Source organism: Candidatus Borkfalkia ceftriaxoniphila (assembly GCF_004134775.1).
In the GTDB taxonomy this organism is placed as follows: domain Bacteria; phylum Bacillota; class Clostridia; order Christensenellales; family Borkfalkiaceae; genus Borkfalkia; species Borkfalkia ceftriaxoniphila.
In genome coordinates this window covers 1,007,193-1,033,022 of record NZ_SDOZ01000002.1, presented here as the reverse complement: position 1 = coordinate 1,033,022, position 25,830 = coordinate 1,007,193, and the positions used below count along the sequence as shown (strand labels likewise).

At 53.4% G+C, this 25,830-nt stretch carries 25 protein-coding genes; 8 read left to right on the top strand and 17 right to left on the bottom strand.

Annotated features, from left to right (window positions below; all coding sequences use genetic code 11):
- The first annotated feature begins 69 nt into the window (after positions 1 to 69).
- Complete coding sequence (locus ESZ91_RS04910; RefSeq protein WP_129224689.1) at positions 70 to 894, top strand: histidinol-phosphatase HisJ family protein; 825 nt, start codon at positions 70 to 72, stop codon at positions 892 to 894.
- Positions 895 to 925: 31 nt separating this feature from the next.
- Here ESZ91_RS04910 and ESZ91_RS04905 read toward each other — a convergent pair whose 3' ends face one another.
- The 3 genes from ESZ91_RS04905 to ESZ91_RS04895 form a co-directional block, all read right to left on the bottom strand.
- Positions 926 to 1,942: a helix-turn-helix domain-containing protein gene (locus ESZ91_RS04905; protein ID WP_161971058.1), complete on the bottom strand. Its 1,017-nt coding sequence runs from the start codon at positions 1,940 to 1,942 to the stop codon at positions 926 to 928.
- Between the two features lie 90 nt (positions 1,943 to 2,032).
- A complete protein-coding gene (gene rsmI, locus ESZ91_RS04900) occupies positions 2,033 to 2,851 on the bottom strand; it encodes a 16S rRNA (cytidine(1402)-2'-O)-methyltransferase (protein ID WP_129224685.1) in 819 nt (272 codons plus the stop codon).
- A gap of 12 nt (positions 2,852 to 2,863) precedes the next feature.
- Positions 2,864 to 3,574, bottom strand: a complete 711-nt coding sequence (locus ESZ91_RS04895) for a tRNA1(Val) (adenine(37)-N6)-methyltransferase (RefSeq protein WP_129224683.1) — start codon at positions 3,572 to 3,574, stop codon at positions 2,864 to 2,866.
- 116 nt (positions 3,575 to 3,690) lie between these two features.
- On the opposite strand from ESZ91_RS04895, the gene ESZ91_RS04890 reads away from it, so the two are divergent.
- On the top strand, positions 3,691 to 4,107 hold the full coding sequence (locus ESZ91_RS04890) for a hypothetical protein (RefSeq protein WP_129224681.1): 417 nt from the start codon (positions 3,691 to 3,693) through the stop codon (positions 4,105 to 4,107).
- A 23-nt stretch (positions 4,108 to 4,130) separates the two neighbouring features.
- On the opposite strand, the gene ESZ91_RS04885 is transcribed toward ESZ91_RS04890, so the two are convergent.
- Entirely contained in the window at positions 4,131 to 4,613 is a 483-nt protein-coding gene (locus ESZ91_RS04885; RefSeq protein ID WP_129224679.1) for a hypothetical protein, read from the bottom strand.
- A gap of 217 nt (positions 4,614 to 4,830) precedes the next feature.
- Here ESZ91_RS04885 and ESZ91_RS04880 point away from each other — a divergent pair, with 217 nt between their 5' ends.
- Positions 4,831 to 7,194: a ribonucleoside triphosphate reductase gene (locus ESZ91_RS04880; protein WP_129224677.1), complete on the top strand. Its 2,364-nt coding sequence runs from the start codon at positions 4,831 to 4,833 to the stop codon at positions 7,192 to 7,194.
- A 1-nt stretch (position 7,195) separates the two neighbouring features.
- Complete coding sequence (locus ESZ91_RS04875) at positions 7,196 to 8,107, top strand: NAD(P)/FAD-dependent oxidoreductase (RefSeq protein ID WP_129224675.1); 912 nt, start codon at positions 7,196 to 7,198, stop codon at positions 8,105 to 8,107.
- A gap of 48 nt (positions 8,108 to 8,155) precedes the next feature.
- Here the strand turns inward: ESZ91_RS04875 and ESZ91_RS04870 are convergent, their stop codons facing one another.
- Positions 8,156 to 8,449 carry a DUF6809 family protein gene (locus tag ESZ91_RS04870; RefSeq protein ID WP_129224673.1) on the bottom strand — a complete coding sequence of 98 codons (294 nt, stop codon included), beginning with the start codon at positions 8,447 to 8,449 and terminating at the stop codon, positions 8,156 to 8,158.
- A 96-nt stretch (positions 8,450 to 8,545) separates the two neighbouring features.
- Between ESZ91_RS04870 and ESZ91_RS11905 the strand changes: the two genes are divergently transcribed.
- Complete coding sequence (locus tag ESZ91_RS11905) at positions 8,546 to 8,743, top strand: helix-turn-helix domain-containing protein (protein WP_129224671.1); 198 nt, start codon at positions 8,546 to 8,548, stop codon at positions 8,741 to 8,743.
- Between the two features lie 62 nt (positions 8,744 to 8,805).
- Here the strand turns inward: ESZ91_RS11905 and ESZ91_RS04860 are convergent, their stop codons facing one another.
- From ESZ91_RS04860 to ESZ91_RS04835, 6 genes are all read right to left on the bottom strand, one after another.
- Positions 8,806 to 9,570, bottom strand: coding sequence for a phosphotransferase family protein (locus ESZ91_RS04860; RefSeq protein WP_129224669.1), 765 nt, complete (start codon positions 9,568 to 9,570; stop codon positions 8,806 to 8,808).
- Positions 9,567 to 12,164 carry a bifunctional acetaldehyde-CoA/alcohol dehydrogenase gene (adhE, locus tag ESZ91_RS04855; protein WP_129224667.1) on the bottom strand — a complete coding sequence of 866 codons (2,598 nt, stop codon included), beginning with the start codon at positions 12,162 to 12,164 and terminating at the stop codon, positions 9,567 to 9,569. The genes ESZ91_RS04860 and adhE overlap by 4 nt, the downstream gene beginning before the upstream one ends.
- Before the next feature lie 21 nt (positions 12,165 to 12,185).
- Positions 12,186 to 12,842, bottom strand: a complete 657-nt coding sequence (locus ESZ91_RS04850; protein ID WP_129224665.1) for a redox-sensing transcriptional repressor Rex — start codon at positions 12,840 to 12,842, stop codon at positions 12,186 to 12,188.
- Between the two features lie 189 nt (positions 12,843 to 13,031).
- Complete coding sequence (locus ESZ91_RS04845) at positions 13,032 to 13,922, bottom strand: hypothetical protein (RefSeq protein ID WP_129224663.1); 891 nt, start codon at positions 13,920 to 13,922, stop codon at positions 13,032 to 13,034.
- A gap of 13 nt (positions 13,923 to 13,935) precedes the next feature.
- On the bottom strand, positions 13,936 to 14,853 hold the full coding sequence (gene ispE / locus ESZ91_RS04840) for a 4-(cytidine 5'-diphospho)-2-C-methyl-D-erythritol kinase (RefSeq protein ID WP_161971056.1): 918 nt from the start codon (positions 14,851 to 14,853) through the stop codon (positions 13,936 to 13,938).
- Positions 14,854 to 14,994: 141 nt separating this feature from the next.
- Positions 14,995 to 16,503 carry a DUF3794 domain-containing protein gene (locus tag ESZ91_RS04835; protein WP_129224659.1) on the bottom strand — a complete coding sequence of 503 codons (1,509 nt, stop codon included), beginning with the start codon at positions 16,501 to 16,503 and terminating at the stop codon, positions 14,995 to 14,997.
- 135 nt (positions 16,504 to 16,638) lie between these two features.
- Here ESZ91_RS04835 and ESZ91_RS04830 point away from each other — a divergent pair, with 135 nt between their 5' ends.
- Complete coding sequence (locus ESZ91_RS04830) at positions 16,639 to 16,881, top strand: Veg family protein (protein ID WP_161971055.1); 243 nt, start codon at positions 16,639 to 16,641, stop codon at positions 16,879 to 16,881.
- Positions 16,882 to 16,926: 45 nt separating this feature from the next.
- On the opposite strand, the gene ESZ91_RS04825 is transcribed toward ESZ91_RS04830, so the two are convergent.
- Together ESZ91_RS04825 and ESZ91_RS04820 are read right to left on the bottom strand one after the other, a co-directional pair.
- Positions 16,927 to 17,421: a hypothetical protein gene (locus ESZ91_RS04825; RefSeq protein ID WP_129224655.1), complete on the bottom strand. Its 495-nt coding sequence runs from the start codon at positions 17,419 to 17,421 to the stop codon at positions 16,927 to 16,929.
- Between the two features lie 227 nt (positions 17,422 to 17,648).
- Positions 17,649 to 19,667 (bottom strand): hypothetical protein, encoded by a 2,019-nt coding sequence (locus tag ESZ91_RS04820; protein WP_129224653.1) that lies wholly within the window; start codon positions 19,665 to 19,667, stop codon positions 17,649 to 17,651.
- A gap of 137 nt (positions 19,668 to 19,804) precedes the next feature.
- Between ESZ91_RS04820 and ESZ91_RS04815 the strand changes: the two genes are divergently transcribed.
- The gene (locus tag ESZ91_RS04815) at positions 19,805 to 20,035 is read left to right on the top strand and encodes a hypothetical protein (protein WP_129224651.1); all 231 of its coding nucleotides are present in this window, start codon (positions 19,805 to 19,807) and stop codon (positions 20,033 to 20,035) included.
- Positions 20,036 to 20,092: 57 nt separating this feature from the next.
- On the opposite strand, the gene rpsI is transcribed toward ESZ91_RS04815, so the two are convergent.
- The 4 genes from rpsI to ESZ91_RS04795 form a co-directional block, all read right to left on the bottom strand.
- Positions 20,093 to 20,506, bottom strand: a complete 414-nt coding sequence (gene rpsI, locus ESZ91_RS04810; RefSeq protein WP_129224649.1) for a 30S ribosomal protein S9 — start codon at positions 20,504 to 20,506, stop codon at positions 20,093 to 20,095.
- A 15-nt stretch (positions 20,507 to 20,521) separates the two neighbouring features.
- A complete protein-coding gene (rplM, locus tag ESZ91_RS04805) occupies positions 20,522 to 20,953 on the bottom strand; it encodes a 50S ribosomal protein L13 (RefSeq protein ID WP_129224647.1) in 432 nt (143 codons plus the stop codon).
- Between the two features lie 226 nt (positions 20,954 to 21,179).
- Positions 21,180 to 22,655 carry a hypothetical protein gene (locus tag ESZ91_RS04800; protein ID WP_129224645.1) on the bottom strand — a complete coding sequence of 492 codons (1,476 nt, stop codon included), beginning with the start codon at positions 22,653 to 22,655 and terminating at the stop codon, positions 21,180 to 21,182.
- A gap of 122 nt (positions 22,656 to 22,777) precedes the next feature.
- Positions 22,778 to 24,544, bottom strand: coding sequence for a phosphoenolpyruvate carboxykinase (GTP) (locus ESZ91_RS04795; RefSeq protein ID WP_129226254.1), 1,767 nt, complete (start codon positions 24,542 to 24,544; stop codon positions 22,778 to 22,780).
- A 238-nt stretch (positions 24,545 to 24,782) separates the two neighbouring features.
- Between ESZ91_RS04795 and ESZ91_RS04790 the strand changes: the two genes are divergently transcribed.
- Positions 24,783 to 25,808 carry a hypothetical protein gene (locus ESZ91_RS04790; RefSeq protein WP_129224643.1) on the top strand — a complete coding sequence of 342 codons (1,026 nt, stop codon included), beginning with the start codon at positions 24,783 to 24,785 and terminating at the stop codon, positions 25,806 to 25,808.
- Positions 25,809 to 25,830 lie beyond the last annotated feature (22 nt).

The following is a 25,830-nucleotide window of genomic DNA, read 5'->3' as shown; positions in this document are numbered from 1 at the left end:
CGCTTTGCGCTTGACGAACGGCAAAAAAAACATTATTATGATAGGGAAAAGAAGTTGAGAGGCAAAACGATGATTTTGACGGATATCCACACCCACACCAAATTCTCCGCGGACGGACGCGGCGATATACGCGATATGATCGAAACGGCGCTTGCCAAAGGGATTTCCTATTACGGGATCAGCGAACACGTAAATTATGATTATACCGAGCAGGGCATAGAGATCGAAGGCGAAACCGAAAACGAGATCAATATTCCGCTCTATTTTCAAACCGCGCGCGCCTTGCAGGAAGAATACCGCGGCAGACTGCATCTTTTGATCGGCTGCGAATTCGGCTTTCACGACGGGCCCTTTTGCTTTCGGGAATACCAAAAGATCATAGATTCGTTTCATCCCGATTTCGTGGTGAACAGCATTCATACCTGTATGGGCGAAGAATGTTATTTTCCCGAATACACGCGCGGCAAGGAAAAGCGCGACGCTTACAACGCCTATTTTCAGGCGGTTTTGGCGAGTCTGGACGCGCCCTACCCCTACGATATCGTGGCGCACATCGGATATTGTTCGCGCAACGCCGTATATGCCGATCCCAAGATCCGTTACGAAGATTTTTCCGAAATACTCGACCGTATTCTGTACAGGATCGTTGAAAAAGATAAAATCCTCGAGATCAATACTTCCTCCAAGACGGCGGGCAGCCCCTTTCTCCCCGACACGGATATTTTGCGGCGGTACTATGAGATGGGAGGCAGGAAAGTTTCCTACGCCTCGGACGCGCACGATCCGTCGCGCATCATGGAAAAACGGGATATCGTCGTCGCCGCGCTCAAAAAGATCGGTTTTTCTTGTTTAAGCGTTCCCGATTGCGGGAAAATCCTGCAAATAGAAATTTAATAAAGGACTGCCGCCGGCAGTCCTTTTTGATTTAGCGGTCTTTTTTGAAAATAACGCCGACGACGGCGCACAGAATACCGCCCACGGGGAAGACGACCCAGCCGGGATGCCATAAGCCGCCCAAAAAGCCCAGCAGCAAAAATGCGACGGTAGCGAGCAGCATGATGACCGAACTGAGTTTGCCCGCGAGCGAATTGTCTTGCTCGTCTTCTCTCGCGATCGCGCGCAGAGCGTCCCGCTCTTCCAGAACCGCGTTTATGTCTTCTTTTTCTTCGTCCGTCAAAAAGCGAGCCGCCCGTTTCATGCTGCGGCTGACGACTTTTTTGCGGTAGCCGTCCCACACGACGCCGCCGTAAATGAAAAAGAAAACGCCGACGGCAAGACAGGCAAACCCCGCCAGAATAACGCCGACGAATGCCGCACGGCTGGGCAACAGCGCCCCCTCTTCGAACAGCCCGCAGGAGACGATGCCGATAACGCCGAGCATGACAAAGGACATTCCCGCCAGCAAGCGGCGGATAAACGCGCCGAGTTGCGATTTCCATGCGCCGTCTTTCACGGGCAGAAAGGCATATTCCGAAGCGACGCCCGCGTAGATGAACAGATCGACGCCGATCCCGATGAGCGCCATCAGCGCGCACGTGACGGCAATATGCACCCATTCCGTTTCGGTGAGCAATCCCGCCGCGATGACGGAAATGACACCCGCCGCAATGGAGGCGAACCCGCACACGATAAGCGCGGCGAATTTTTTGTGCCACCAGTCGGGCTGATATTTGCGCGCGATCTCCTCTGCGCTGTCTGCGGGAGGCGTTTCGTTTTCCTGCGGCGGGATCGCGCATTGCGCGCTCCTGCCGCGTAAGAGTTCGTCCGTCGTGACACCGAAAATATCCGCGAGCGGCACAAGTTGCGCCGTTTCGGGAAATGCCTCGCCCGTCTCCCATTTGGAAACGGCTTTGTTGGTCACGCCCAGTTTATCCGCGAGTTCCGCCTGCGTATAGCCTTTCGCCTTCCGAAGAGTGTACAAATAATTGCCGAAGTCGTTCATAATTCTCATTCCTTTTTTCTTTATTGTAACCCCGAAAGACCGAAATCGCCAAATACCTGCGTTCGAAGGTTGTCGAATTACGGTAGAATTTTACGAATCTTCCTCTTTTTGCGTGATCATTTCCCTGTAAATCTCGCTTTTTGACACGCCCCTGTCCTTGGCGACGCGCTTGAACGCTTCTTTTTGTTCCATACCCTGCTTTGCGTAGTGCGCCACGTGTTCGGAGACGGAAAGGCTGTTCAAGGGACTTTCCGACTTTTCCGCGCCCTGCACGAGCAGCACGTACTCGCCCCGCTTTTCGCCCGCAAGCCCCGTTTCCAGACCGAAATATTCCACGCTTTCGTGAATTTTGGTGATCTCGCGCACCGCCGCCGCCTTCCGCGGCCCGAACGCCTCGAATAAAAGAGCGACGTCGTCATCCACGTCCTGCGGGGCGCTGTAAATGACGAGCGTGCCGCGATCGGACGCATATTCCTGCAACAGCGCGCGCTTTTCGCTCTTTTTGCCGCGCAAAAATCCTATGAAAGAAAAGCGGTCGGCGGGGAAAGCGGAGAGCACGAGCGCCGCCACGAACGCGCACGCGCCGGGGATCAGCGTAAATTCCACGCCCGCCTCTCGCATGGCGGACGCCAATACATTGCCAGGATCGGAGATGACGGGGGTGCCCGCGTCGGTGACGACGGCGACCTGTTTGCCCTCGCGGGCGAGCGAGATCAATTTGTCCGCCGCCGCCCGCTCGTTGAATTGATGGCAGGCGTACAGCGGTTTTTTGATCTCGTAATGGTTGAGCAGTTTGAGCGAATGGCGGGTATCCTCGCAGAAAACGCAGTCGCAGCCGCGCAGAACTTCCAGCGCGCGCAGAGAGATATCTTTTAAATTGCCGATCGGCGTGGCGATAAAATAAACCATTTTTTTATTCCTTTATTTGACGTTGACGAGATCGGGCAGAACGTCCACGCCCTCCTTCCCGCCCTTGGTGCCCTCGACGAGCAACAGATACGGTTTGGCGTTTGCGCTGCCGCGCACGAATTGCAGACGCTTGGGCTCGATGCCGCGCGATTTCATGGCGAAAAGCACTTCCGCCACGCGGTCGGCGCGGTTGACGAGCGCGAGCCGCCCGCCGAATTTCAGTTTCGCGAACGCCGCGTCCACGATCTCCGCGAGCGTGACCGTGATCTCCTTGCGGCAGATCGCTTTTTTGTAATCGTCGTTGGAAAAACCGCCGCGCTCGTAGGGCGGATTGGCGAGCACGAGCGAAAAATACTCGTCGTATTCCTTGCCGATATCCTGCACGCGGCAGTTCACGGCGGTAAAATTTTTCAAACCGTTCAGCGCCACGGAGCGTCGGCTCATATCGGAAAGATCTTTCTGCATTTCGAAAAGGGCGACGCTCTCGACTTTTTCGGGATTGAGCGCGTAAAAATGCAGTCCCACGATGCCGCTGCCCGCACAGAAATCCGCCGCCTTCTCGTGCGCTTTCGCTTTGACGAACCGCGTCAAAAGCACGCTGTCGCTGGTAAATCGGTACAGTTTGACGTTCTGAATGATTTTCAGCCCGCCTTCCAACAATTCTTCGACGACTTCTCCCTCGCCGAGTTTGCCCGTAAATTGTGTTTCCATTGCAACTATCATATCACAGATCGCCGTTTTTTGCAAATACGATTCGCCTTTTACATTGACAAAACCGCGGATCCGCTATATAATACTAACGAAACACAAGTACGTTTTAGGGTTAGAAAGGGTTTCTTATGCGCATTTTTATCAAATTTTTTCTGATCGTCGCGACCGCTTCGGTGATGATATTCAGTTATAAATTCGTCATCGTGAGCGACGGGGTCAAGACGGCGCTCAGTTATTCCAATCTGCATTTCAACGAATACGACGCGGCGAAAAAGAACGAGGTGATCTCCGACGTCGAAAAGATCTACACCTATCGCGCGTTCGGCAGGCAGTTTTATATTTTCGAAACCAGATATAACGGTCTTTTGCTGGAAAGCATCCGCCCGGACGAACTTCCCCGCGAGGCGTTCGTGCATTACGGGCTGGATAAGGCGCTGGACAGGCTGGACGAAGTTGCCGTAAAAGTACCGCACTGGGGCATTTTTGCGGGCGTCGGACTGGTCATCGTCCTGTTTCCCTCCTTTAAAAAAAAGAAAAAGGCATAAAAAAAGGGCTGTATAGCCCTTTTTTAAATGTGTTGCGAAATCGCTAACATAATCGGCAACCAAATGCCGATCCATGCGGCGTTGACAACAACGCCCACGACGATACAGAGAATCACCGACAAAGGTTTGGAAAGGTTGGAACGGAGCAAGATCGCGTTGCAAACCGCGCCGATCATACAGAACAAAGCGCTCAGTCCGCCGCCTATCGCGCCGCCGAAGCCTACGCCGAAAACGATTCCCACCAACGGGAAGAAGATCAATATCCATTCGTACCAAAGATTTTTGCAAAGGACGATCTCTTCCGCATCTGCCATGACCGTTACTCCCGAAATAAAATTTCCCCTTATACAATAATAATGCTTTGCATCCTCTTCTTCTTTTACAAAGGTTTTCCGATCTGCTTTCGCGATCTCGGTGCCATCTACGTACAACTTACGTTTGCCCGTCCAAAAATTTTCCTCATACGTAATTTCCGAGCCCGCTGCCGAACGACCTGTTAGTTTCATGAATCCCTCCAACTATTTTTAATCATTATAACATATCCGTGCAGTGCTTACAATCCTTTTTTTAAATTCCTGAACAAATTTCGATAAAGTGTTGCAAACACCATATCTTGTGTTTATAAAAAATTTTTTACACTAAATATTGACGCAAGAGTATTGACAATCGCAAGGGGCGGTGCTATAATAGAGCCCTACCGAAAGTTTTGGGAGGATTGAATCGATGTATCGCGTAATCAAAAGAGACGGTGCAAAAGCAGAGTTCGACATTCATAAGATCGTTGTCGCCATCACGAAAGCGTTCGAAGCGCAGGAAAAACAGTATCACCCCAGCGTGATCGATATGCTCGCCCTCAAAGTCACGTCCGACTTTGAAAATAAGATCAAGGACGGGCTCGTTGCCGTCGAAGATATTCAGGACAGCGTGGAGCAGGTGCTCATTCAGGCGGGTTACGCGGACATCGCCAAAGCATACATACTGTACCGCAGACAGAGAGAAAAGATCCGCAACATGAAGTCCACCATTCTCGACTATAAAGAACTCGTGGACAGTTATGTGAAGGCGACCGACTGGCGCGTGAAGGAAAACTCGACCGTGACTTATTCGGTCGGCGGGCTGATCCTTTCCAACAGCGGCGCCATTACCGCCAATTACTGGCTTTCGGAAATTTACGACGACGAGATCGCCAACGCGCACCGCAACGCCGACCTGCATATTCACGATCTGAGTATGCTGACGGGCTATTGCGCGGGTTGGTCTTTAAAACAGCTCATTCAGGAAGGTCTGGGCGGCATTTCGGGCAAGATCACGTCCGCCCCCGCAAAGCACCTCGCCACCCTCTGCAACCAGATGGTCAACTTTTTGGGCATCATGCAGAACGAGTGGGCGGGCGCGCAGGCATTCTCTTCGTTCGACACTTATCTCGCACCCTTCGTCAAGGCGGACAACCTCTCCTACGACGCGGTGAAAAAGTGCATCGAAAGTTTCATTTACGGCGTGAACACCCCCAGCCGCTGGGGCACGCAGGCGCCTTTTTCCAATATCACCCTCGACTGGGTCGTTCCCAACGATCTGGCGGAACTTCCCGCGATCGTGGGCGGCAAGGAGCAGGACTTCAAGTATAAGGACTGCCAAAAAGAAATGGATATCGTGAACAAGGCGTTCATCGAGGTAATGATCGAGGGCGACGCCAACGGACGCGGATTCCAGTACCCCATCCCTACCTATTCCATTACCAAGGATTTCGACTGGTCGGATACGGAAAACAACAAACTGCTCTTCGAAATGACCGCGAAATACGGCACGCCTTATTTCTCCAATTACCTCAATTCGGACATGGAACCCAGCGATATCCGCAGCATGTGCTGCCGCCTGCGCCTGGACCTCCGCGAATTGCGCAAAAAATCGGGCGGGTTCTTCGGCAGCGGCGAATCGACGGGCTCCGTCGGCGTCGTGACCATCAATATGCCGCGCATCGCCTATCTGGCTGCCGACGAAAATGAATTTTTCAAGCGGCTCGACCGTCTGATGGACATTGCGGCGCGCTCCTTAAAAACCAAGCGCACCGTCATTTCCCGCCTTTTGGACGAGGGGCTGTATCCCTACACCAAGCGTTATCTGGGCACCTTCGCAAATCACTTCTCGACCATCGGGCTTTTGGGCATGAACGAAGTCGGTCTCAACGCCAAATGGCTAGGCAAGGATATGACCGATCCCAAAACGCAGGAATTCACCAAAAAAGTGCTCAATCATATGCGCGAGCGTCTTTCCGACTATCAGGAGGAATACGGCGATCTGTACAATTTGGAAGCGACGCCCGCCGAATCGACGACCTATCGCTTTGCCAAGCACGACGTACAGCGCTATCCCGATATCAAGACCGCGAACATGAACGGCACGCCCTATTACACCAACAGTTCGCATCTGCCCGTGGGATACACGGAAGATATTTTCGACGCGCTGGACATTCAGGACGAATTGCAGACGCTGTACACTTCGGGCACGGTATTCCACGCATTCCTCGGCGAAAAACTCCCCGATTGGAAAGCCGCGGCGACGCTGGTCAGGAAGATCGCGGAGAACTATAAACTGCCCTATTATACCCTTTCCCCCACGTATTCCATCTGCCAGGACCACGGCTATCTTGCGGGCGAACAGTTCAAGTGCCCTGTCTGCGGCGGCAAGACGGAAGTTTACAGCCGCATCACGGGCTACTACCGTCCCGTGCAGAACTGGAACGACGGCAAGGCGCAGGAATTCAAGGACCGCAAGGTGTACGATATCGCGAACTCGAAACTGCACGCGAAGAGCGCGGCGAAAGTGTGCGAAAAGGTCAACGCGGCGGCGCCCAAACTGGACGGCCCCGTGCTCTTTACCAGAAACGGCTGCCCGAACTGCAAGACCAGCAAAATGATGCTGGACAAGGCGGGCGTGAAATATGCGATCGTCAACGCCGAAGAAGACGCGGCGGCGACCGCGAAGTTCGGCGTGAAAAAGGCTCCCTCGCTGCTCGTTCCCGAAGGCGACGGGTTCAAGACCTACGACAACGCCAGCGAGATCAGAAAATATATCGAGAGCATCGGCTGATATGTACGACGTAATTATCATCGGCGCGGGCGCGGCGGGCATGACCTCCGCGCTCTACGCTTTGAGAAACGGCAAGAGCGTATTACTGTTGGAAAGCGAGAGCCTTGGAGGGCAGATCGCGACTTCCCCGCGGCTGGAAAATTACCCTTCCATCAAGGAGATCAGCGGCGAGGCGTTCGCGGACAATTTATTCGAACAGATCTCGGCGCTCGGCGCGGAGGTGGAGATCGAAAAAGCGGAACGCATCGAAAAGCGCGCCGATAAAATTTTTTCCGTCAAGACCGAATACAACGAATACGAGGCAAAAAGCGTGATCATTGCCTCGGGCGTAAAGCATAAGCACTTAAAGACCAAGAGCAACAGGGACGATTTGGTGGGCAAAGGCGTATATTACTGCGCCATTTGCGACGGCGCGTTTTATAAGGGGAAAGAGGTCGCCGTTATAGGCGACGCGAACACCGCCCTGCAATATTCGCTGCTGCTCGCGAGTTATTGCAAAAAAGTGTACGTTTACACGCTGTTCGATAAATTTTTCGGAGACGCACAACTCGTAAAAGCGCTGCGCGCCAAAGAAAACATCGAAGTGCGCCCGAATACCGCCGTGACGGATTTTATCGGGGACACGGAACTGAAAGCCATCGAATACACGGATAAAGACGGCAACGTATGCCGACACGAAATTCCCGCCGTATTCGTCGCGATCGGGCAGGTACCCGACAACGCGGCGTTTGCGGACCTCGCCGACCTGGACAAAGACGGGTATATCGTCGCGGACGAAAATTGCAAAACCAAAACGGAAGGTCTGTTCGTTGCGGGCGATTGCAGGACGAAACCCGTGCGGCAGGTAGCGACCGCGGTCGCGGACGGCGCGATCGCCGCGACCAACGCCTCGATCTATTTAGAAAGTTTATAAGATTTTTTTTGCGTTCCCGCCGCTCTCAATTCTGAGAGCGGCGGGATTTTATTCGTCGAAATCCGTTTCGGGGTCGTCGAACGCCTCAAACGCCAGGCGCAGCCCCATTTTAAATCCTTCTTCATAACGCTCCAACATGAGTTCGGAATAAAGGTCACCGTACGTATCCATCACTTGTCCGAACTCATTTTTTAAATCTTCATTCAATTTCAACTCAAAATCGTCGGCTTTTTTACAGAATAACTTTTGTAAAGTTTTACAGTTTTTTGTAAGTTTGTAGATCTGAAAATCTCCTCTTCTGCCTAAATAAATCTGCCGCATGACCGAATATTTTTTTTGCATATTTACTCCTTTTCCAATATAGTGGATTTTTTATATTATATGCCACAATAGTGGAATTGTCAAGCAAAAATGAATTATTTATAGTATAATCATCTTATGGAAGGCTTCGGAAAAAGATTGAAAGAATTACGCAAAGAAAAAGGAATTTCGGTCATTGAATTATCAAAAAAAATCAATTACTCGAAATCCGTAATATTTTATTGGGAAAGCGACGAAAGGGAACCGAGTATTTCCGCGTTAAAAGCGCTTTGTGATTTTTTCGACGTTTCTGCCGATTATTTTTTAGGAAGATAACGCCTATATAAAAAAGCCCCGAGTGCGGCAATGCCGCACTCGGGGCTTTTCATCGTTCCGAATTATTCGTAATCGACCACGTTCACCCATTTTTCGAGGAACGCCTGTTCTTCGGGGATCGCTTTCATCGTCTGGCTCGCCGCCACGATGGGAAGCGCTTTTTGTACGAGCACTTTGGCAATGCCCGTCTTTTCCGAAAAGAGTTTCAGATATTCTTCCGCAAGGTCGTCCTTGCCTTCCAGTTTGAACAAAAGGTACGTTCTCGCCGCGTCGCAGCGGGCATTGCCCTGCGTAGCGTGCGCCCAGTCGATGATGAATTTTCTGCCGTCGGGCGATACGATCACGTTCGCGGGGTTGAAATCGCCGTGCAGAAGTTTATCGTGCTTGGGCAAAGAGTCGAGAAGAATGTGCAGATCGTAACGCGTCGTTTTATCGAACTTCGTCGCCGAAATTTTGCGGTGCATTTTATCTTTCAGGGGCGAGAGAAGCGGCACTTTCTGCGAGAGCACTTCCACTTGCAGATCGACAAACTCGTTTAAAAGTTCGCCCGTCTTATCGGGATTTTCTTCCATCAGTTGCTGCATGGTCTTGCCTTCGACAAAGTCCTGAATGATCGCCCATTCGCCGTTGACTTTGGTCACTTCGTGCACCGCGGGCACATTGAGCGTGGTGCTCTCCTCCACGCGCGCCGTATTGAGTGCCTCGTTCAAAACGTCCGACTTGGGGTATTCGTTGTTGAACAGTTTGACGAGCGTTTTGCCCTCTCTGTAAATGGTCTTTTTCTGCGTTTTCTGAATGATTTCCGCCATGATTTTTTCCTCCCTCATTTCCCGTAATAGCATTTGAGATACATTTCTTTGATCTCGGAGATCAGAGGATATCTCGGGTTCGCGCCCGTGCACTGGTCGTCGAACGCCTGGTCGCACATTTCGTCGAGCGTCGCAAGGAATTTCTCCTCGTCCACGCCGTAATCTTTGATGGTCTTTTTGATGCCGACGCGCTCTTTGAGTTGTTCGATCGCTTTGATCAGATTTTTGACCTTGTCCGCATCCGTCTTGCCACCCAGCCCCAGATAGTCCGCGACTTCGGCGTATCTCTGCATGGTATGCGGGTAAGCGTACTGCGGGAACGTGCCCATTTTCGTGGGAACTTCGGCACTGTTGAAGCGGATGACTTCGGAGATCATCAGCGCGTTCGCCACGCCGTGCGGCAGATGATGGAACGCGCCCAGTTTATGCGCCATGGAATGGCACACGCCGAGGAAAGCGTTTGCGAATGCGATGCCCGCCATGGTGGAGGCGTTCGCCATCTGCTCCCTCGCCTCGGGATCGTTGGCGCCGTTCTCGTAGGCGCGCGGCAGGTATTGGAAGATCAGTTTCATCGCCACGAGCGCCTGCCCGTCGGTATAAGGCGTCGCCATGACCGACGCGTACGCTTCCAGCGCGTGCGTCAGCGCGTCGATACCGCTCGCGCTGGTCAGTCCTTTGGGCATATTCATCATGAAATCGGCGTCGATGATCGCCATTTTCGGCAAAAGTTCGTAATCGGCGAGCGGATATTTGATATTGGTCGCTTCGTCCGTGATGACGGCGAAGGGCGTGACTTCCGAGCCTGTGCCCGCGGATGTGGGGACGGCGATGAAATACGCCTTTTCACCCATTTTCGGGAAGGTATAGACGCGCTTGCGGATATCCATAAAACGCATCGCCATGTCCATGAAATCCACTTCGGGGTGTTCGTAGAGCACCCACATGATCTTGCCCGCGTCCATGGCGGAACCGCCGCCCAGCGCGATGATGACGTCGGGCTGGAATTCGCGCATCAGTTTCGCGCCCTCTTTCGCACAGGCAATGTTGGGATCGGGCGCCACGTTATAGAAACAAGTGTGGCGGATGCCCATTTCGTCCAGTTTATCGGTAATTGGTTTGATATAGTTGTTTTCGTACAGGAAAGAATCGGTGACGATGAACGCCTTTTTCTTGCCGAGTACGGTTTTGAGTTCTTCCAGAGCGACGGGCAAACAGCCCTTTTTGTGATAGACCTTTTCGGGCAGTCTGAGCCAGAGCATGTTTTCCCTCCTCTCCGCGAGTGTTTTGATATTCAAAAGATGCTTGATGCCGACGTTTTCGGAAACCGAGTTGCCGCCCCATGTGCCGCAGCCGAGCGTGAGCGAAGGCGTCGTTTTGAAGTTGTACAAGTCGCCGATGGCGCCCTGCGAGGACGGCGTATTGATGAGCATACGGCAGGTCTTCATCGCCTCCTGCCACTTTTCGATCTTCGCCTTTTCGGTGATCGTATCGATATAGAGGGAGGAAGTGTGGCCGTAACCGCCGTCCGCGATCAGGCGTTCCGCTTTCTGCACGGCGTCGTCGAAATCTTTCGCGCGGTACAGAGCGAGCACGGGGGAAAGTTTTTCGTGCGCGAACGCCTCTTCGAGTTCCACGCTCTCCACTTCTCCGATGAGGATCTTGGTCGCCGCAGGCACGGTAAAGCCGCAGATCTCGGCGATCTTTGCCGCGCTCTGTCCCACGATCTTGGCGTTGAGCGCGCCGTTGATGATGATGGTATTGCGCACTTTATCCGGTTCGTCGCCCTTTAAAATATGACAGCCGCGCGCCGCGAATTCCGCCTTGACCTGCTCGTACACGCCGTCTACGGCGATGCACGACTGTTCGGACGCGCAGATCAGCCCGTTATCGAAGGTCTTGGAATGGATGATAGAGTTGACCGCCACAGTCACGTCCGCCGTGTCGTCGATGATGGCGGGGGTATTGCCCGCGCCCACGCCGAGGGCGGGTTTGCCCGAAGAATAGGCGCTTCTGACCATGCCGGGGCCGCCCGTCGCCAGAATGATATCCGCCGTCTTCATCAGCGTGTTGGTCATTTCCAGCGAGGGGATATCGATCCATCCCACGATGCCCGCGGGCGCGCCCGCCTTGACGGCGGCGTCCAGCACGACTTTCGCTGCCGCAATGGTGCAGTTCTTCGCGCGCGGATGGGGGCTGATGATGATGCCGTTGCGCGTTTTCAAGCAGATAAGCGTCTTGAAGATCGCGGTAGACGTGGGGTTTGTGGTCGGAATGACCGCCGCCACGACGCCGATGGGCTCGGCGATCTTTTTCACGCCGTACGCCGCGTCCTCTTCGACGACGCCGCACGTCTTGACGTCCTTATACGCGTTGTAGATATACTCCGCCGCGTAGTGGTTTTTGATGACTTTGTCTTCCACGATGCCCATGCCCGTTTCCGCGACCGCCATTTTGGCGAGCGGGAGCCGCGCGTTGTTCGCCGCGAGCGCCGCCGCCGTAAAAATTTTGTCGACCTGCTCCTGCGAATACGTTGCAAAAATTTCCTGTGCCTTCCTGACCTCGTCGATCTTCGCCATCAAGGCTTCGACCGAATCGACGATTTGGTTTTCCATGAAAACCCTCCTTTCCTGATTTTATTTTTCGTTGTATAAAATTTGTTCGAGGCGTTTGGACAAGATCGCGAGCGAGCCCGCCATATCCTCGTTTTTAACGGCTATTTTTTCGGAAAGTTGCAGGTGCGCGGGCGCAAAGTTCCAGATCGCGCGCACGCCGCCCTCCACCAATTCGTCGGCAACTGACTGCGCAAATTCTTTGGGCACGCAGATGATGCCGATTTTTACGTTCTGCCGCCGCACGAATTCCTGTATTTTGTCCGCGCTCTGCACGGTGACCGAACTGATTTTCTTTCCGATGAGTTTCGGCGCGGTGTCGAACGCGGCGACGATATTCAGCCCGTAATTGCGGAATCCGCCGTAACCCAAGAGCGCTTTGCCCAGCCCGCCGACGCCCACGATGACCGCGTCCGTCGTGTTGTCGTATCCCAAAAATCGGTTGATGTCCTCGATAAGATCGGTGATCTCGAAACCCAGTTTGGGCTTTCCCGCGACCGACGATACGAGCGCCAGATCCTTTCGCACCTGCACCGCGTTCAAATGCATTTCCTCGGCGATCGCCGTGGAAGACGCCTTCTTTTCCCCTTTCGCCTGCTTTTCTTTGAGATAACGAAGATACGCGGGCAGCCGCGCGATGGTCGCTTTGGATATGCCTATATTATCCTTTTTGACTTCCATTGCCCCTTTCCTTCCCCTTGCAGATTATCGATATTTTTTTATCGATAAAATAATATCAAATTATCGGCGATTTGTCAAAACAGTAAAAGTGAAAATTTCGATCTTTTCGGTTTTGTGAATTATTATCATTTTTTACATAAAATAATCAGCGGACGAAAAAAAGGCGGGCCTTTCGGTCCCGCCTTTCGATTATGCGTGAAAATCGTCGATAATGGATTGGATGAGTTCGTTTTCCGAACGGAGTTCCGCCGCCGCACGCCCCTCTTCGGTGGAGAGGCTGCTCTCGTTCTTTTTATAAGCGAGCCGCGCGAAATGGAAATTGCGGAAGAACACGAGCGACACGACGAGCGCGACAGCCGCCGCCGCGTCCAGTATCATGGCGGGAATAAGTATTTGCACGCCCGAAACGGTATTGATGAGGCAGGTCAGAACGATGCCCGCGACGAGCGCGACAGCGAAACAGACGAGGGAAAGGTAGAAGGGCTTTTTGCTCGCTTCCAGCGCCGCCGATAGGCCGTCGCGTTTGGATGCGCGGTATGCCGCGTCCGCCTCTTCGAGCGTTTCCGCTTCCTCGGCGTTTTCCGCTATCTTTTGCTTTAGGCGCGCGTCATAGGTAGCCGCAAGTTCTTCCTTGCCCGCTTTGCCCGCACGTTTCAAGGCGCGGTTGTAGGCGTTCTGGCAGTCGTATATGCCCGAAAAATCCGTCATATCCTTGGTCTGCACGCGCACCACGCCGAACCAGGCTTTCCAGTTGCCGCCGTGCACCGCCACGCTGTCAAGGTATTTTTCGCCCGCGCTTTCCAACTCGCCCGCCGCGAACAACGCCTCCGCCTGCTCGAAAATCTTTTCTGCCTGCGCCTTTTTTTCCGCCACGTACTGTTCGTACAATTGATTTTTTGCGGAAAGTTCGTCGCCTGAAAGCCCCACGTTGTCGTCTTCCTCGCGGAACCCCGCAAAATCGGGAACGTCGATGACGATCTCTTCGTCGTCCTCTTTTTCGGGATGATCGAGAAAATCTTCGCGGTTTTTACGCATTTTGATCTTGCCGTCGTCGTCCAACTGCATGTTTCTTTCTTCCATGATACCCTCCTTTTTATTCGAGAAGTTTCTTTTCCTCTTCCGAAAGGGAAAAGGGGTTCTGCGGCGTCCGCTTTGCGCGGGGCGTCACCGTATGCGCGACGCGCGCGCGGAATTTGCCGCGGTATTCTTTTTTCGCCCAACGGCACAACTCTTCGCTCTCGAACAGGGCGAACGCCGCGCTGCCCGATCCCGTGACCGCGTATGCGGCGGGCGAAAATTTTGCAAGTTCGTCAAGCGCCGTCTGCACGTCGCCGTTGAGTTTTGCGGCGGGCGCGCCCAGAGCGTTGTACACGCCGCGGCACAGCATCTGAAAATCGCCGCTCACCAGCCCGCTCGCGCACGTTTCGGCGTCGTTTCGCTTTTCGTCGGGCGCCTCGTCGTATTTTTTATAACACGCGGCGGTGTCCACGCCGCTTTTCGGCAGCAGGAGCAGCAGATGATAGCGCTCTTTGGCGGGAATGGGAAAGACGCGCTCGCCCCGTCCCGCAACGCGCGCAAAGCCGCCGCCGAGCATATAGCCCGTATCGCTGCCCAGCGCGTCCGCAAGGCCTTTGAGCGCCGCCCGGTCGGTCACCTTATACAGCGCCGCCATGGCGTTTAAAACGCCAGCGGCGTCCGCAGAAGAGCCCCCGAGCCCCGCGCCCATGGGAATATCCTTGTATATCTCGATATCCGCGCCCTTTGTGGAAAAAGCGGAAACGAACGCTTCGCCCGCCCTGACCGCGTTGTTGCGTTCGGGCAGGATATTTTCGCTGCCCAGCCCGTGCATATACACGTTGACGAGTCTGTCGCCGCGCGGCTTGACGCACACCGTATCGTAAATATCGATACTCGCCAGCACGCTGTCTATGAGGTGATAGCCGCCCGCCGCGCCCGTGACGTTGAGCGACAGGTTGACTTTCGCGTAACTTTTCACTTTTTTCGCAAACACGATGGGAGGCGCCTCCGTTTTTTCATCTCATTATAGCATTTTTTACACACGCTGTAAACAACGTATGGTGAAATTTCGCAAAAATTCCATAAAAAAGCCGCCCCGCGCAACTTTTTACGCGGGGCGGCACGATATTCACTTTTACGAAGATTTGCGGCGGTAGATGACGATGCGCTCGTCGCCGCAGAGCGGGTATTCAAGTTCCGCGTTGCAGCGGCTCACCTCTTCAGGCGGTTTTTTCAGTTTTTTTGATACTTCCCAAAGCCCGTCGCCGCTTTCGGGAATGTACACGCTGATGGCGCATTCGTTCTCGGGAATGTCCGCGCCGCCCTCGATGCCGCACACGTAAGAGTAAGAACGGGGCGAATAGACGCGCACAAACATTTTCAGAGTGCCCTCGGCTTCCAGTTCCCCTTCCTTTTTCTGCCGCGCGTACACGCCGCACACGATGCCGTCGATGCGCACGCGGTCGCCGCGTTTCGCCTTGTCGCAGGAGACGGGGAATGCGAAGGGAAGGCTGATCTGTACGCTTGCAGGCAGCCCCTCGCCGTCGGTAAAGAGCACCGTGGCGGACAAAACGCCCTCGGCGGTGATCTGCCCGTCTTCCGCGGTCACGCCCGTGATTTCCAGATTCTGCGCGGTCACCGCCTGCATATTACAGGTGAAATCGATCTTGCCCATGAGCGCCGCAGTGCCCGACACCCGTTCGGTGGCGAGAAACGCCGCGGTCTGTTCGTCGTAACTCATGCTCGCGCGTTCGACGGCGCATTCGCAGGAAGGGCTGAACGCGTCCTCGCACAGCGGAAGTTGCTGGGTAAGATATACTTTGCCGCCGATCTCCAACGCGATCTCGGCGACGATGGCGCATTTGTTTTTGTCCTCGTCGCAGTTGGCGGAAATATTGACCGAGCGCACGCATACGGAGGCGTCGCAGCCGTCGTGCGATTCCGCCTCGTCGCAGGAGATCTCCGTTCGGAACGGAATGAGCCGCTCGTAGGAAACGAGTTCCTTTTCCCCCGCGCGCTTTGCCAGAATGCCCAGTTCGATCTCGCCCGCCACGTCGATCGTACCGTTCCCGCACACGGCGCGCGTCACGTAGGCGCTCTCCGAATGGGAGAGTATGTCGCCCACGTAATCGGTTTCGAATTCCTCCTCCACTTCGGCGTTTTCGGAAAACACGGCGATGCGGCGCACGGGCGTATCCGCCGTCTTGACGACGATGCCGTCGCCGCCCGACAGGCAGTTGATGCGCGTGGATAAGACCAACTGCGCCGAAGCGGACACGATCGCGGAGAGAATGACCGCCTTTCCGTCCAGGCGCACTTCCACCTTTTCCACTTTGAGCCGCACTTCCGCACTGAGGGCGGGGGCGGCCTCTTCCGCTACGCACTTATGGGAAAACTCCGCCGCGCGCTCCGCGCCCGCGATCGCGCCCTCCGGCGTTGCCGCGAGTACGGAAAAATATATTTTGCCGCCGTAGCGGATCTCGCCCGACACGACTTCCGCGCCCGTGAGGGCGACAGAGGCGTTGACGGCGAGGATCTTGTTTTCCGACCAGTCGTTTAATCTGCATTCCACGATCGACTGCGTCGTCAGCCTTTTCCCCGCGGAATTGATATCGTATTGTTCGTAACGTGCCGAAATAGCCATTTTCTTCACTCCTCAATTTTATGTCATTGCTATTCTATGAGGCAAAAACACGGGTTATGCGCCGCGCAAAAGAAAAATTTTGTCGGCTTTTGTCCGATGCGCATAAAAAGCGCGGCAAAGGGAAATAATTCGGTCATGATTAAGCCGACACAGAACTTACAAGCGATTAAAGACAACATCCGCTCCTTTTACGATACGGACGTGGACGTGCGCGTCAACCTCGGGCGCAATAAGATCGTACAATTTACGGGCAGGCTCTCGGGCGTGTATCCCGCGCTGTTCACCGTGGCGCCCCACGATAAAAATTACAGAGGCAAGACAGCCTATTCCTATTCGGAGATCCTCTGCGGCAGCGTACGGATCAAACCGCACCATTAAAGAAAAAACACCGCCGTGCTTCTCGCACGGCGGTGTTTTATTTATTTAAAAATCGTCCTCTTCGTCGGACTCATCGTCATCGTCGTCGAAATCGTCCAGATCGTCGTCGGAAAAATCCAGATCGTCGAAATCGTCGGCGATCTCTTCGGGTTCCGTTTCTATCTCCTCGTCGTCGAAATCGTCCTCGAATTCGGCGGCAAGTTCGACCGGCAGACCCAAAGGCTCTTCTTCGAGCACGAGATCCTCCGCATCGTCGTCGAGGTAATTGCGCCACTCATCGTCCTCGTCGGGCTCTAAGATCTCGTCTTCCTCATACTCGCTATTTTTCCTGCATTCGTCGCACATCTTATCGCTCAAGCGCATATAATTCACGCCGCAGACGGGGCAGAGTTCCGTCTTTTCGAGATCGTCGTCCTCGTCGAGGTCGGCGAATTTCAATTTACTGCCCTGCAATTCCGCGAGGCAGACGTCGCAGTATTCCTGTTTTTCCGAGTCGATATAGTTGAGTTCGCATCTCGGACATTTAATATATTTTACCATTTGTTTTAACCCCCTTGCTGAAAGTGAATTCGGTTACAGTTACATTGTATGTATTTTTCTGCGGTTCGTTACAGTAAATTCCGCCGCGGATTAACTACGCTGTATTTTAGCAATAAAAAATGAATTTGTAAACTGTTTTTTTAATATTTTTTCGGTTTTTCTGAAATTTATTCGCGGAAATTTTTTTTGCATGAAAAAAGACGGCTTTCGCCGTCTTTTTCGGTTTTTTATCTTCTCTTTTTGCGCACGATCACGATGGGCACTACGATCGCCGCCGCCAATACGACTACTCCGACGGGCACCCAAAGCGCAACGTACTGCCACGTTTTCCAGCCCGTGCTCTCGTCTTCGTCCGCTTCCTTGACGAGCAGCGCGGATTTGAGCGCTTCGTCACGCGCGTCCACGTCGTCCTCTTTCATAACGCCGATACGGTTATAGAAGTACGTTTCCACGTTGAACGCTTTGTCGCCGTCCTTGAGTTCGTCGGTCGCGTACACGCCTTTCTCGCACTTTACGAATTGTTCGTATATGACGAGCGCGTCTTCCTTGTACTCGTCTTTATAGTCTTCAGTGTAGATAGTCGCGTTGTCGCCCGTATAATAATAGTATTTCGCCGCGTTGGAGATATCGCTGAATTTGACGGCGATATCCTCGAATACGTCGTTCACCTTTTCGAGTTTATCGTTGATCTCTTCCAGAGCCGCGTTGGTTTCGGGGTTCTTGAACACGTACACATAGTTGTAGCCGTAGGTAGACGCGTTGGCGAAGAACACGAAACCGCTCACGATCTCGGGCTTATACCAGGAAGAATTGTAATCGACGTCGAGATACTTTGCGGGTTTGATGACGTCTTCGCCTGCAAGCATGGCGTTGTAGTCTTCGGGATCGCCGTTGTATATCACGCGGTTGAGCGCGTTGCCGTTCGTGCCCGACGTGGAATAATACACGTAGTTGCCGTCGCGGTACAAGAGCGTCGCGCCCGTCGCGTTATAGGCGACGTAGACGGTCTCCTCGGCAAAAGCGTTGGAAGAATCGCCCACTTTGACACGCACGATTGCATTGTCTTTGACATACATATAATAATGAGCGCCCTCTTCGATATAGAACATGGAACTCGCGCCCGCGGTCGTCGTGTTGGCGGCAAGTTGCACGTTTTTGTCGCTGTCGTTGCCTTTTACGGCATTCCAGTCGGCAGCCTTGACGTCGCCGTCCGCGATGTAATACAGGGCGCCGCCGTCGCCGACGGAACTTCCCGACGCGGTCGCGTCCGTTCTGGTATAATACAAGCCCCCGTTTTCATACTTTATAAGCGAATAGGTATAGCCCTTGTCGGACGCGCCGTCATTCCCATCGACGTTGAACACGGTGGGCGTATCGAGTTTGCCGATGCCGTCGAACACGAGCGTGCCGAGATTGACGTACTCCATCACTTCGCCGCTGTCCTTATCGGTGTAATCCGCCGCAAGGTCGATCTCGTAAGGGCTTTTCGTCGTCGCCGCGTTGACGGTGTAGACCTGCTTGTACTTTTCCTGATTGGTGCTTCCCTTTTTGTAGCCGACTTTCTTTTCGACGGGCATGGTGTAATACACGTTGGGATTGGTCACGTCGCTCGCATCGAATACGTAGGATTCGTAACCAGCCGCCAGTACGGTATTTTCGTTCGTGGCGGTGTTATAGGAATGAATTTCCTTTTCGCCCGAATCCACGTACAGACAGTAGACGGTGCCTTCCACTTCCACATAGCGGTATACGGTGGTGTTGTCGCTGATACGGAAATAGTAGTCGCGCATGGTCGAGGAGCCGTCGAGTTTGGAGCGTTTGAAATCGAGATAGGAATTTTCCACCTTGCCGTCCTTATTCTTGGTGGACGTAGGCGTGGCGTAATACACGTAGTCGCCGTAAATATACAGGCCCGAGGTGTAATCCTGCGAAACCATCAAAAGCGGCACGACCACGTCGGTCTTGTCGTAATTACCTGCGGCGAGGTCGCTTTCCTTGATGCGCATCAAAGAGCCCTTCTGCACCTTATTGAAAGTATTATCGGCGGTGTATTCTTCGCTGCCGTTGATAAAGTAGATCCATTCGCCCTTCTGGACGACAAATCCGCCGTTGGACGTGACTTCTCCCGAAGAGGAATAGCCGTCGAGCGGTTTAGAAGAAAAGTCGCCGCCGCAACCCGCGAACACGGCGAGAACCATGACGAGGGCGAGAAATACGATCGCGAACTTTTTGACGCTTTTACGCATAAAAGTCTGACTCCTTTGATGATGAGTATTTTCGTTTATCCGAACAATATACTTTTCTATTATATACCAAAACGGTGTTTTAATCAATTAAAAAATATTAAATTTGCGTGAAAAATTTCACGGAGGAGCAAAAAAAGGTGGAAAAATTCGGAATCTTCAATATTTTATCCGCGTTGGGCAATCTTGCGGAAGAAAAAGGCGAAACGGCGAAAAAAGAAGAGGAAAGCGCGCCCGCCCCGCCCGCACCAGCGCCCGCCGAACGCGCGGGCATTTTTACCGGCGAGGAACGCATGAACAAGATGCTCAGCGTGCTGGAACGCCACGATATGATCTCGCGGCGCATCGACAGCCGCAAGCCGCCGAGATAAAGAATACCGATTGCGCAAACAATCGGTATTCGGATACTGCGATATGAATTTCGGCTGTTATCTCTTGGAGAACTGAGGCGCTCTTCTCGCCTTTTTCAAGCCGTACTTCTTTCTTTCTTTTGCGCGGGGGTCTCTGGTAAGGAAGCCCTCTTTTTTCAGCGCGGGGCGAAGTTCGGGCTGCGCCTGGATGAGCGCGCGGGAAATGCCGTGGCGGATGGCGCCCGCCTGTCCCGTAAAGCCGCCGCCGCACACGTTGACGACGATGTCGTACGCGCTCTCGGTGGAGGTCAGAACGATGGGCTGCTTGACGATATACTGCAAGGTGCCCTGCGGGAAATAATCTTCCAAACTTCTGTCGTTGATGACGATATTACCGCTGCCTGCGGGAATGAGGCGGACGCGTGCGATAGCTTTTTTTCTTCTGCCCGTTCCCCAGAACTGCAATTTCTTTTTTAAATTCGCTTTTGCCATGCTACCTTTACCTCACTAAAATAATTTAAGTTCTTCGGGTTTCTGCGCTTCGTGGTTGTGTTCCGCATTTTTGTACACCCGCAGTTTTTTGAGCATTTTTCTGCCCAGAGAGTTTTTGGGAAGCATACCCTTGACCGCTTCGTACACGGCTAAATCGCTCTTTTCCGCCATCATTTTGCGGTAAGGGATCTCTTTCAAGCCGCCGATGTAGCCCGTATGATATCTGTAAAATTTGTCGTCCAGTTTTTTACCTGTGAGAACAGCCTTGTCGCTGTTGATGACGATGACGAAATCGCCGCAATCCACGTGGGGAGTAAAAGTAGGTTTGTTTTTGCCGCGAAGAATTGCCGCGACTTTGGAAGCAAGACGGCCCAAAGGCACGCCCGCCGCGTCCACAACATACCATTTTCTCTCTACCGTTTGGGCATTGGCCATGTAGGTTTTCATTATGTTGTTCTCCTTAATTTGTGTATATTTTGCGTTATAAATCTTTACATACCCGAAAGGTTCCGGCGCTTTGAAAGCGCCCCGCGGTTCCGGCTCAAAAAACTGCGGTGCGAATCCCGTTCGCCGTTTGCTACCCATAAATTTTAGCCTATATACAAAATACTGTCAAGCGGTTTTGATCGGGAAAACCTCTTTTTTTTTAAAAAAATTATAAATATTTTTTCCGTCACGAGAGCGTTTCGCTCGCGATCCTGGGCCCGTTCTCGCAATCGTAGACGAGCGGCCGCCCGCCTTTGAGCACCACGAGTCTTGCCCCGAACTTTTTGAGAACGGGCGCGAGCAGACGGAATTTTTCGTACAGGCTGTGCCCGTCCAGCATCAAAAATTCCAGACTGAACCCGGACGTGTAATAGGTCGCGCCCGTAGAAGCCGCCGAAACGGAGTTTTTCTTTTTGCCTCCCGACATATAATGCGCGAGCGTAGCCATGACTTTTTCCGCGTTTTCCGTATCGTTGTCGAAGTCCAGCCCGCCGACGTACAGATAGCCGAACGTAAAGCCGTATTCCTCGTGCAAAAGCGACTGTTCGCCGCTCAGCGAGGGTATGGAGATCGAGGGCGCCGCGGTCGTGAAATACTGCGTATCGCCGCGGAAAGGAAGATCCTTCCCCGGCGCGTTCTGCCCGTCCATGCGCGCGATCGGGCGATAGAGCGATTCGGGGTACTGTTCTTTGATTTCATCCGTCACGCGGCTTTCGAACATACGGCAGACCGCTTCCGCACTGATGAGCGGCTCGCCCTTTTCCGCGTCGCCGCGCTCGTTGGTAAAGAACAGCATCAGATCCTCGCCCATCTGCTCGCACAGGTACAGGTACGCCGCTTCCTTATACATCCAGGCGCGCTTTTTCGAATACCGTTCGGGCGCGGCGAAATGCAGGCGGAACCAGCCGTCCTCTTCCTTGACGGAAAAGAGAGGCGGCGTTTTTTTCATGTCGAACCCCGTTTCTTTTTTATTGTATGTAAAGACGCCCTTTTTGAGATAGGGATAGAATTCCCACGTATCGGGGATGTCGTCGGTTCTGCATTGCAGCACCGCGTCCACCATCACGCTGTACACGTCCTCGCGCGCGCCCACAAAGCACACCGTGTACACGTCCCCCTTTTTAAATAGAAACGAATCGCTGATGACCGCGCCCGCCTTGATCGTTTCGAACAGTTTTTTCGCCGCCTTGACCTTTCCCTTATCGAGCAGTTTTTCAAGTTTCCCGCGCGCCGCCGCGAACTTTTCCCAAAAAAACGCCGCGCGGGCGAAATAGGGAAACTCCCCGTCGATGGAATGGCGGTAGCATACGTTGTCGTAGGAGATCTCGTCGTAATGCGTGGAAATATCCTCGTCGCCGTCGTCCGTATAATAATGGCAGGACGGGCACGTTTTGGCGATATTTTCGCGCAGTTTCGCATCGTATTCCTTTTGCGGAAGCACGAAGAGCGTCGCGTCGAAGGCGAGCGAATAATCGCTCACCGAGATGGTTTCTATCCTTTCGCTCTCGCCCGTGACGTAGGGCGCCATGCACGTTTTCTGCTCGTAACGCACCGTTTCGAACGCGCGGTGACCGTATTTTTCTTCCAGTTCGGCAACGCTCGAAACGTCGTCGGGCAGCAGATAATATTCGAATTCGTAAAACAGCCCTTTCTTTTCAATCATATCTCTCTCCTGATACCAACGGTTTTTTTCGTATTTTCTCTATTATATCCTACCCCGCCCCGTTTGTCGAGCGTTTTTATAAAAAGAGCCGCGCGGCGATCGCCGCGCGGCTGTATTATAAATTATTTCAATCTCGCTTTCAGATCGGAAAGCTCCTTGGAAAGTTCCGCAGGCAGGCGGTCGCCGAACTGCTTGTAGAACTCTTCGATGCCTTCCGCTTCCTTCGCCCAGGTCTCTTTGTCGACCGTGAGGATCTCTTCGAGCGTTTCTTTGGTCACGTCGGTGCCATCGAGGTTGATGTCCTCGGCCTTGGGCACGTAGCCGATGGGCGTTTCCACCGCGTCCACTTCGCCCTCGCAGCGCTTGATGATCCATTCGAGCACGCGCATATTCTCACCGAATCCGGGCCACAGGAATTTGCCGTCGTCGTCGAGGCGGAACCAGTTGACGTTAAAGATCTTAGGCTGGTTTTTGACCTTTTTGCCCATCTCGATCCAATGTTTGAAGTAGTCACCCATGTGATAGCCCGCGAACGGACGCATCGCCATAGGGTCGCGGCGCACGACGCCGACCGCGCCCGTAGCCGCGGCGGTCGTTTCCGACGCCATGATGGAGCCTACGAACACGCCGTTGTTCCAATCCTTGGACTGATACACCAGCGGAGCGGTCTTGGCGCGTCTGCCGCCGAACACGATGGCGGACAGGGGCACGCCCTTGGGATTATCGAATTCCTTGCTGATGCAGGGGCAGTTGCGCGCGGGAGCGGTGAAACGGGAGTTGGGATGCGCGCCCTTGACGCCTTCCGCCTGCTCTTTCTCCGTCCAGGGATTGCCCTTCCAGTCGATGGCGTCCTTGGGAGGATTTTTATCCAGCCCTTCCCACCACACGGTATTGTTTTCGAGGTTGTGCACGACGTTGGTGAAGATCGTGCCCTTTTTGGTGGATTCCAGAGCGTTGGGATTGGACTTCGCGTTGGTGCCGGGCGCCACGCCGAAGAAACCGTTTTCGGGGTTCATCGCCCACAGTCTGCCGTCCGCGCCCACGCGGATCCACGCGATATCGTCGCCCACGCACCAGATCTTATAGCCTTTCTTGCGATAACTTTCGGGGGGAATGAGCATGGCGAGGTTGGTCTTGCCGCAGGCGGAAGGGAACGCCGCCGCGATGTATTTCACTTCGCCGTCGGGTTTTTCGAACCCTAAAATAAGCATATGTTCCGCCATCCAGCCCTCGTTCTTGCCCAAATAGGACGCGATGCGCAGCGCAAAGCACTTTTTGCCCAAAAGCACGTTGCCGCCGTAGCCGGAATTGACCGACCAGATGGTGTTATCCTCGGGGAAATGCAGAATGTAGCGTTTGCTTTCGTCGATATCCGCTCTCGCGTGCAGGCCTTTGACGAAATCGCCGTTCTCGCCCATGGCTTCCAGAACGTTTTTGCCCACTCTGGTCATGATGGTCATGTTCAGTACGACGTAGATGCTGTCCGTGAGTTCGATGCCGCATTTGGCGAATTCGCTGCCCACGATGCCCATGGAATAGGGTATAACGTACATGGTTCTGCCCTTCATGGCGCCTTTGAAGATCTCGCCCGCCATTTTATAGGCGGCCGCAGGATCCATCCAGTTGTTGATGGGGCCGGCGTCTTCCTTGTTTTTGCAGCAGATAAACGTTCTGTCCTCTACGCGCGCAACGTCGTTGACGGCGGTTCTGTGGAGAAAGCATTCGGGGAGAAGATCCTCGTTGAGCCTGATCATTTCGCCCGTGGAGCAAGCCTCCGCGCGCAAATTTTCGATCTGCTCTTTGCTGCCGTCTATCCAGACGATCTTGTCGGGCTGACAAAGCGCCGCGCTCTCGTCGATAAACTGCAAAACCTTCTTGTTGTTGGTCATTCCCATTGTTATATCTCCTTTTTTCAAAGAATTTAACGTATTTAATCTCTATTATTATATACCAAATTTTATAAAAAGTAAAACGAATTGATGAGGTTACAAAAAACCCGTTGCGCAGGCTTTTAGACGCTTTTCGGCGTTTCGCGACAAAAAAGTATGTTTTATGCGGGGAAAGAATATATTACTATCATAATAAGAAATACGGGCGGGGATTCGCGCCCTTGTACGGAATGGATTTATGAGTAATTACTGTAAAAAAATGTGCGTCCTGAAACAACTTTCTACGGGATTCGCCTCCGACGGAAAAAAAGTTTCGGGGCTTTTGACCGCGGAAAAATACGGGACGCGGCTGACGGCGTGTTTTTCGCTCATCAACTTCGCGCCCCTTTCCGAGGGGCGGTACGTGGCGGCGATTTCCGACACGCGCGGCGGGCTGGAATTTTTCGAACTTTCCGCAACGGGCGGCACTCTCAAACGGGAAAGTACGCTTTCTTTGGAGGACGGATTCTGCTGTCTTATCTGCCACGTTGCGTTCCGCGCGGCGCCAGCGGCGTTCGGCAAGAGCGGCGAGGACGTGTACGACGTAAAAAAACTGTGCGCCGCCGTTGAGGAAAAGGAGCGGGGCAAGGCGGCGCCTGCCGCCAAAGAGGAACGGGAGGAGACGCCGCCCGAGAACGCTCCCTACGACGATGAGATCGTGGCGACGGAGAATTATTACGAATATCCCGACGCGAACGTGGAAAATTTGACGATAAAGGAGAAATCACATGAAGAACAACCAGGCCTTAGCGCTGTTGATGCAGTTGCCGATGCAGTCGATACGGGCGAAGAACGCGCAGAAGAAACGGCTTGCGGAGCGGACGCTGATGCGGATGAAGATGCTGTGCGCCTATTCAAAGTCGAAAGTCCGGGAAACGAAAACGGAAGCGCCCGTTATTACGATTCGGTAAAGGGTGAACTCGACGAACTGTTCGAAAAGTACCCTTCCGAAGACAATTTGCAGCGCGCGGTGGAAGATTCGCGCTGGGTGAAGATCGAATTCGCGCCGCAAAAGTATTACACGGTGGGTTTGATGTTCGAAAAGGGCAAGCCGCGCTATATCTGCTACGGCGTACCCGCGGCGAATAAGAGCGAGCCGCCCGCCGCTTTGAAGGGTTTTTGCTCGTATCTTCCCCTTTCGCTGTTCGATCTGCGCGGCAAGGGCTACTGGATGATGTACCAGGACGCGGACACGGGCCGCTGCGTGGAAATTTCGGCAACTTAGTTCACGAAATTTGTTCGAAAGG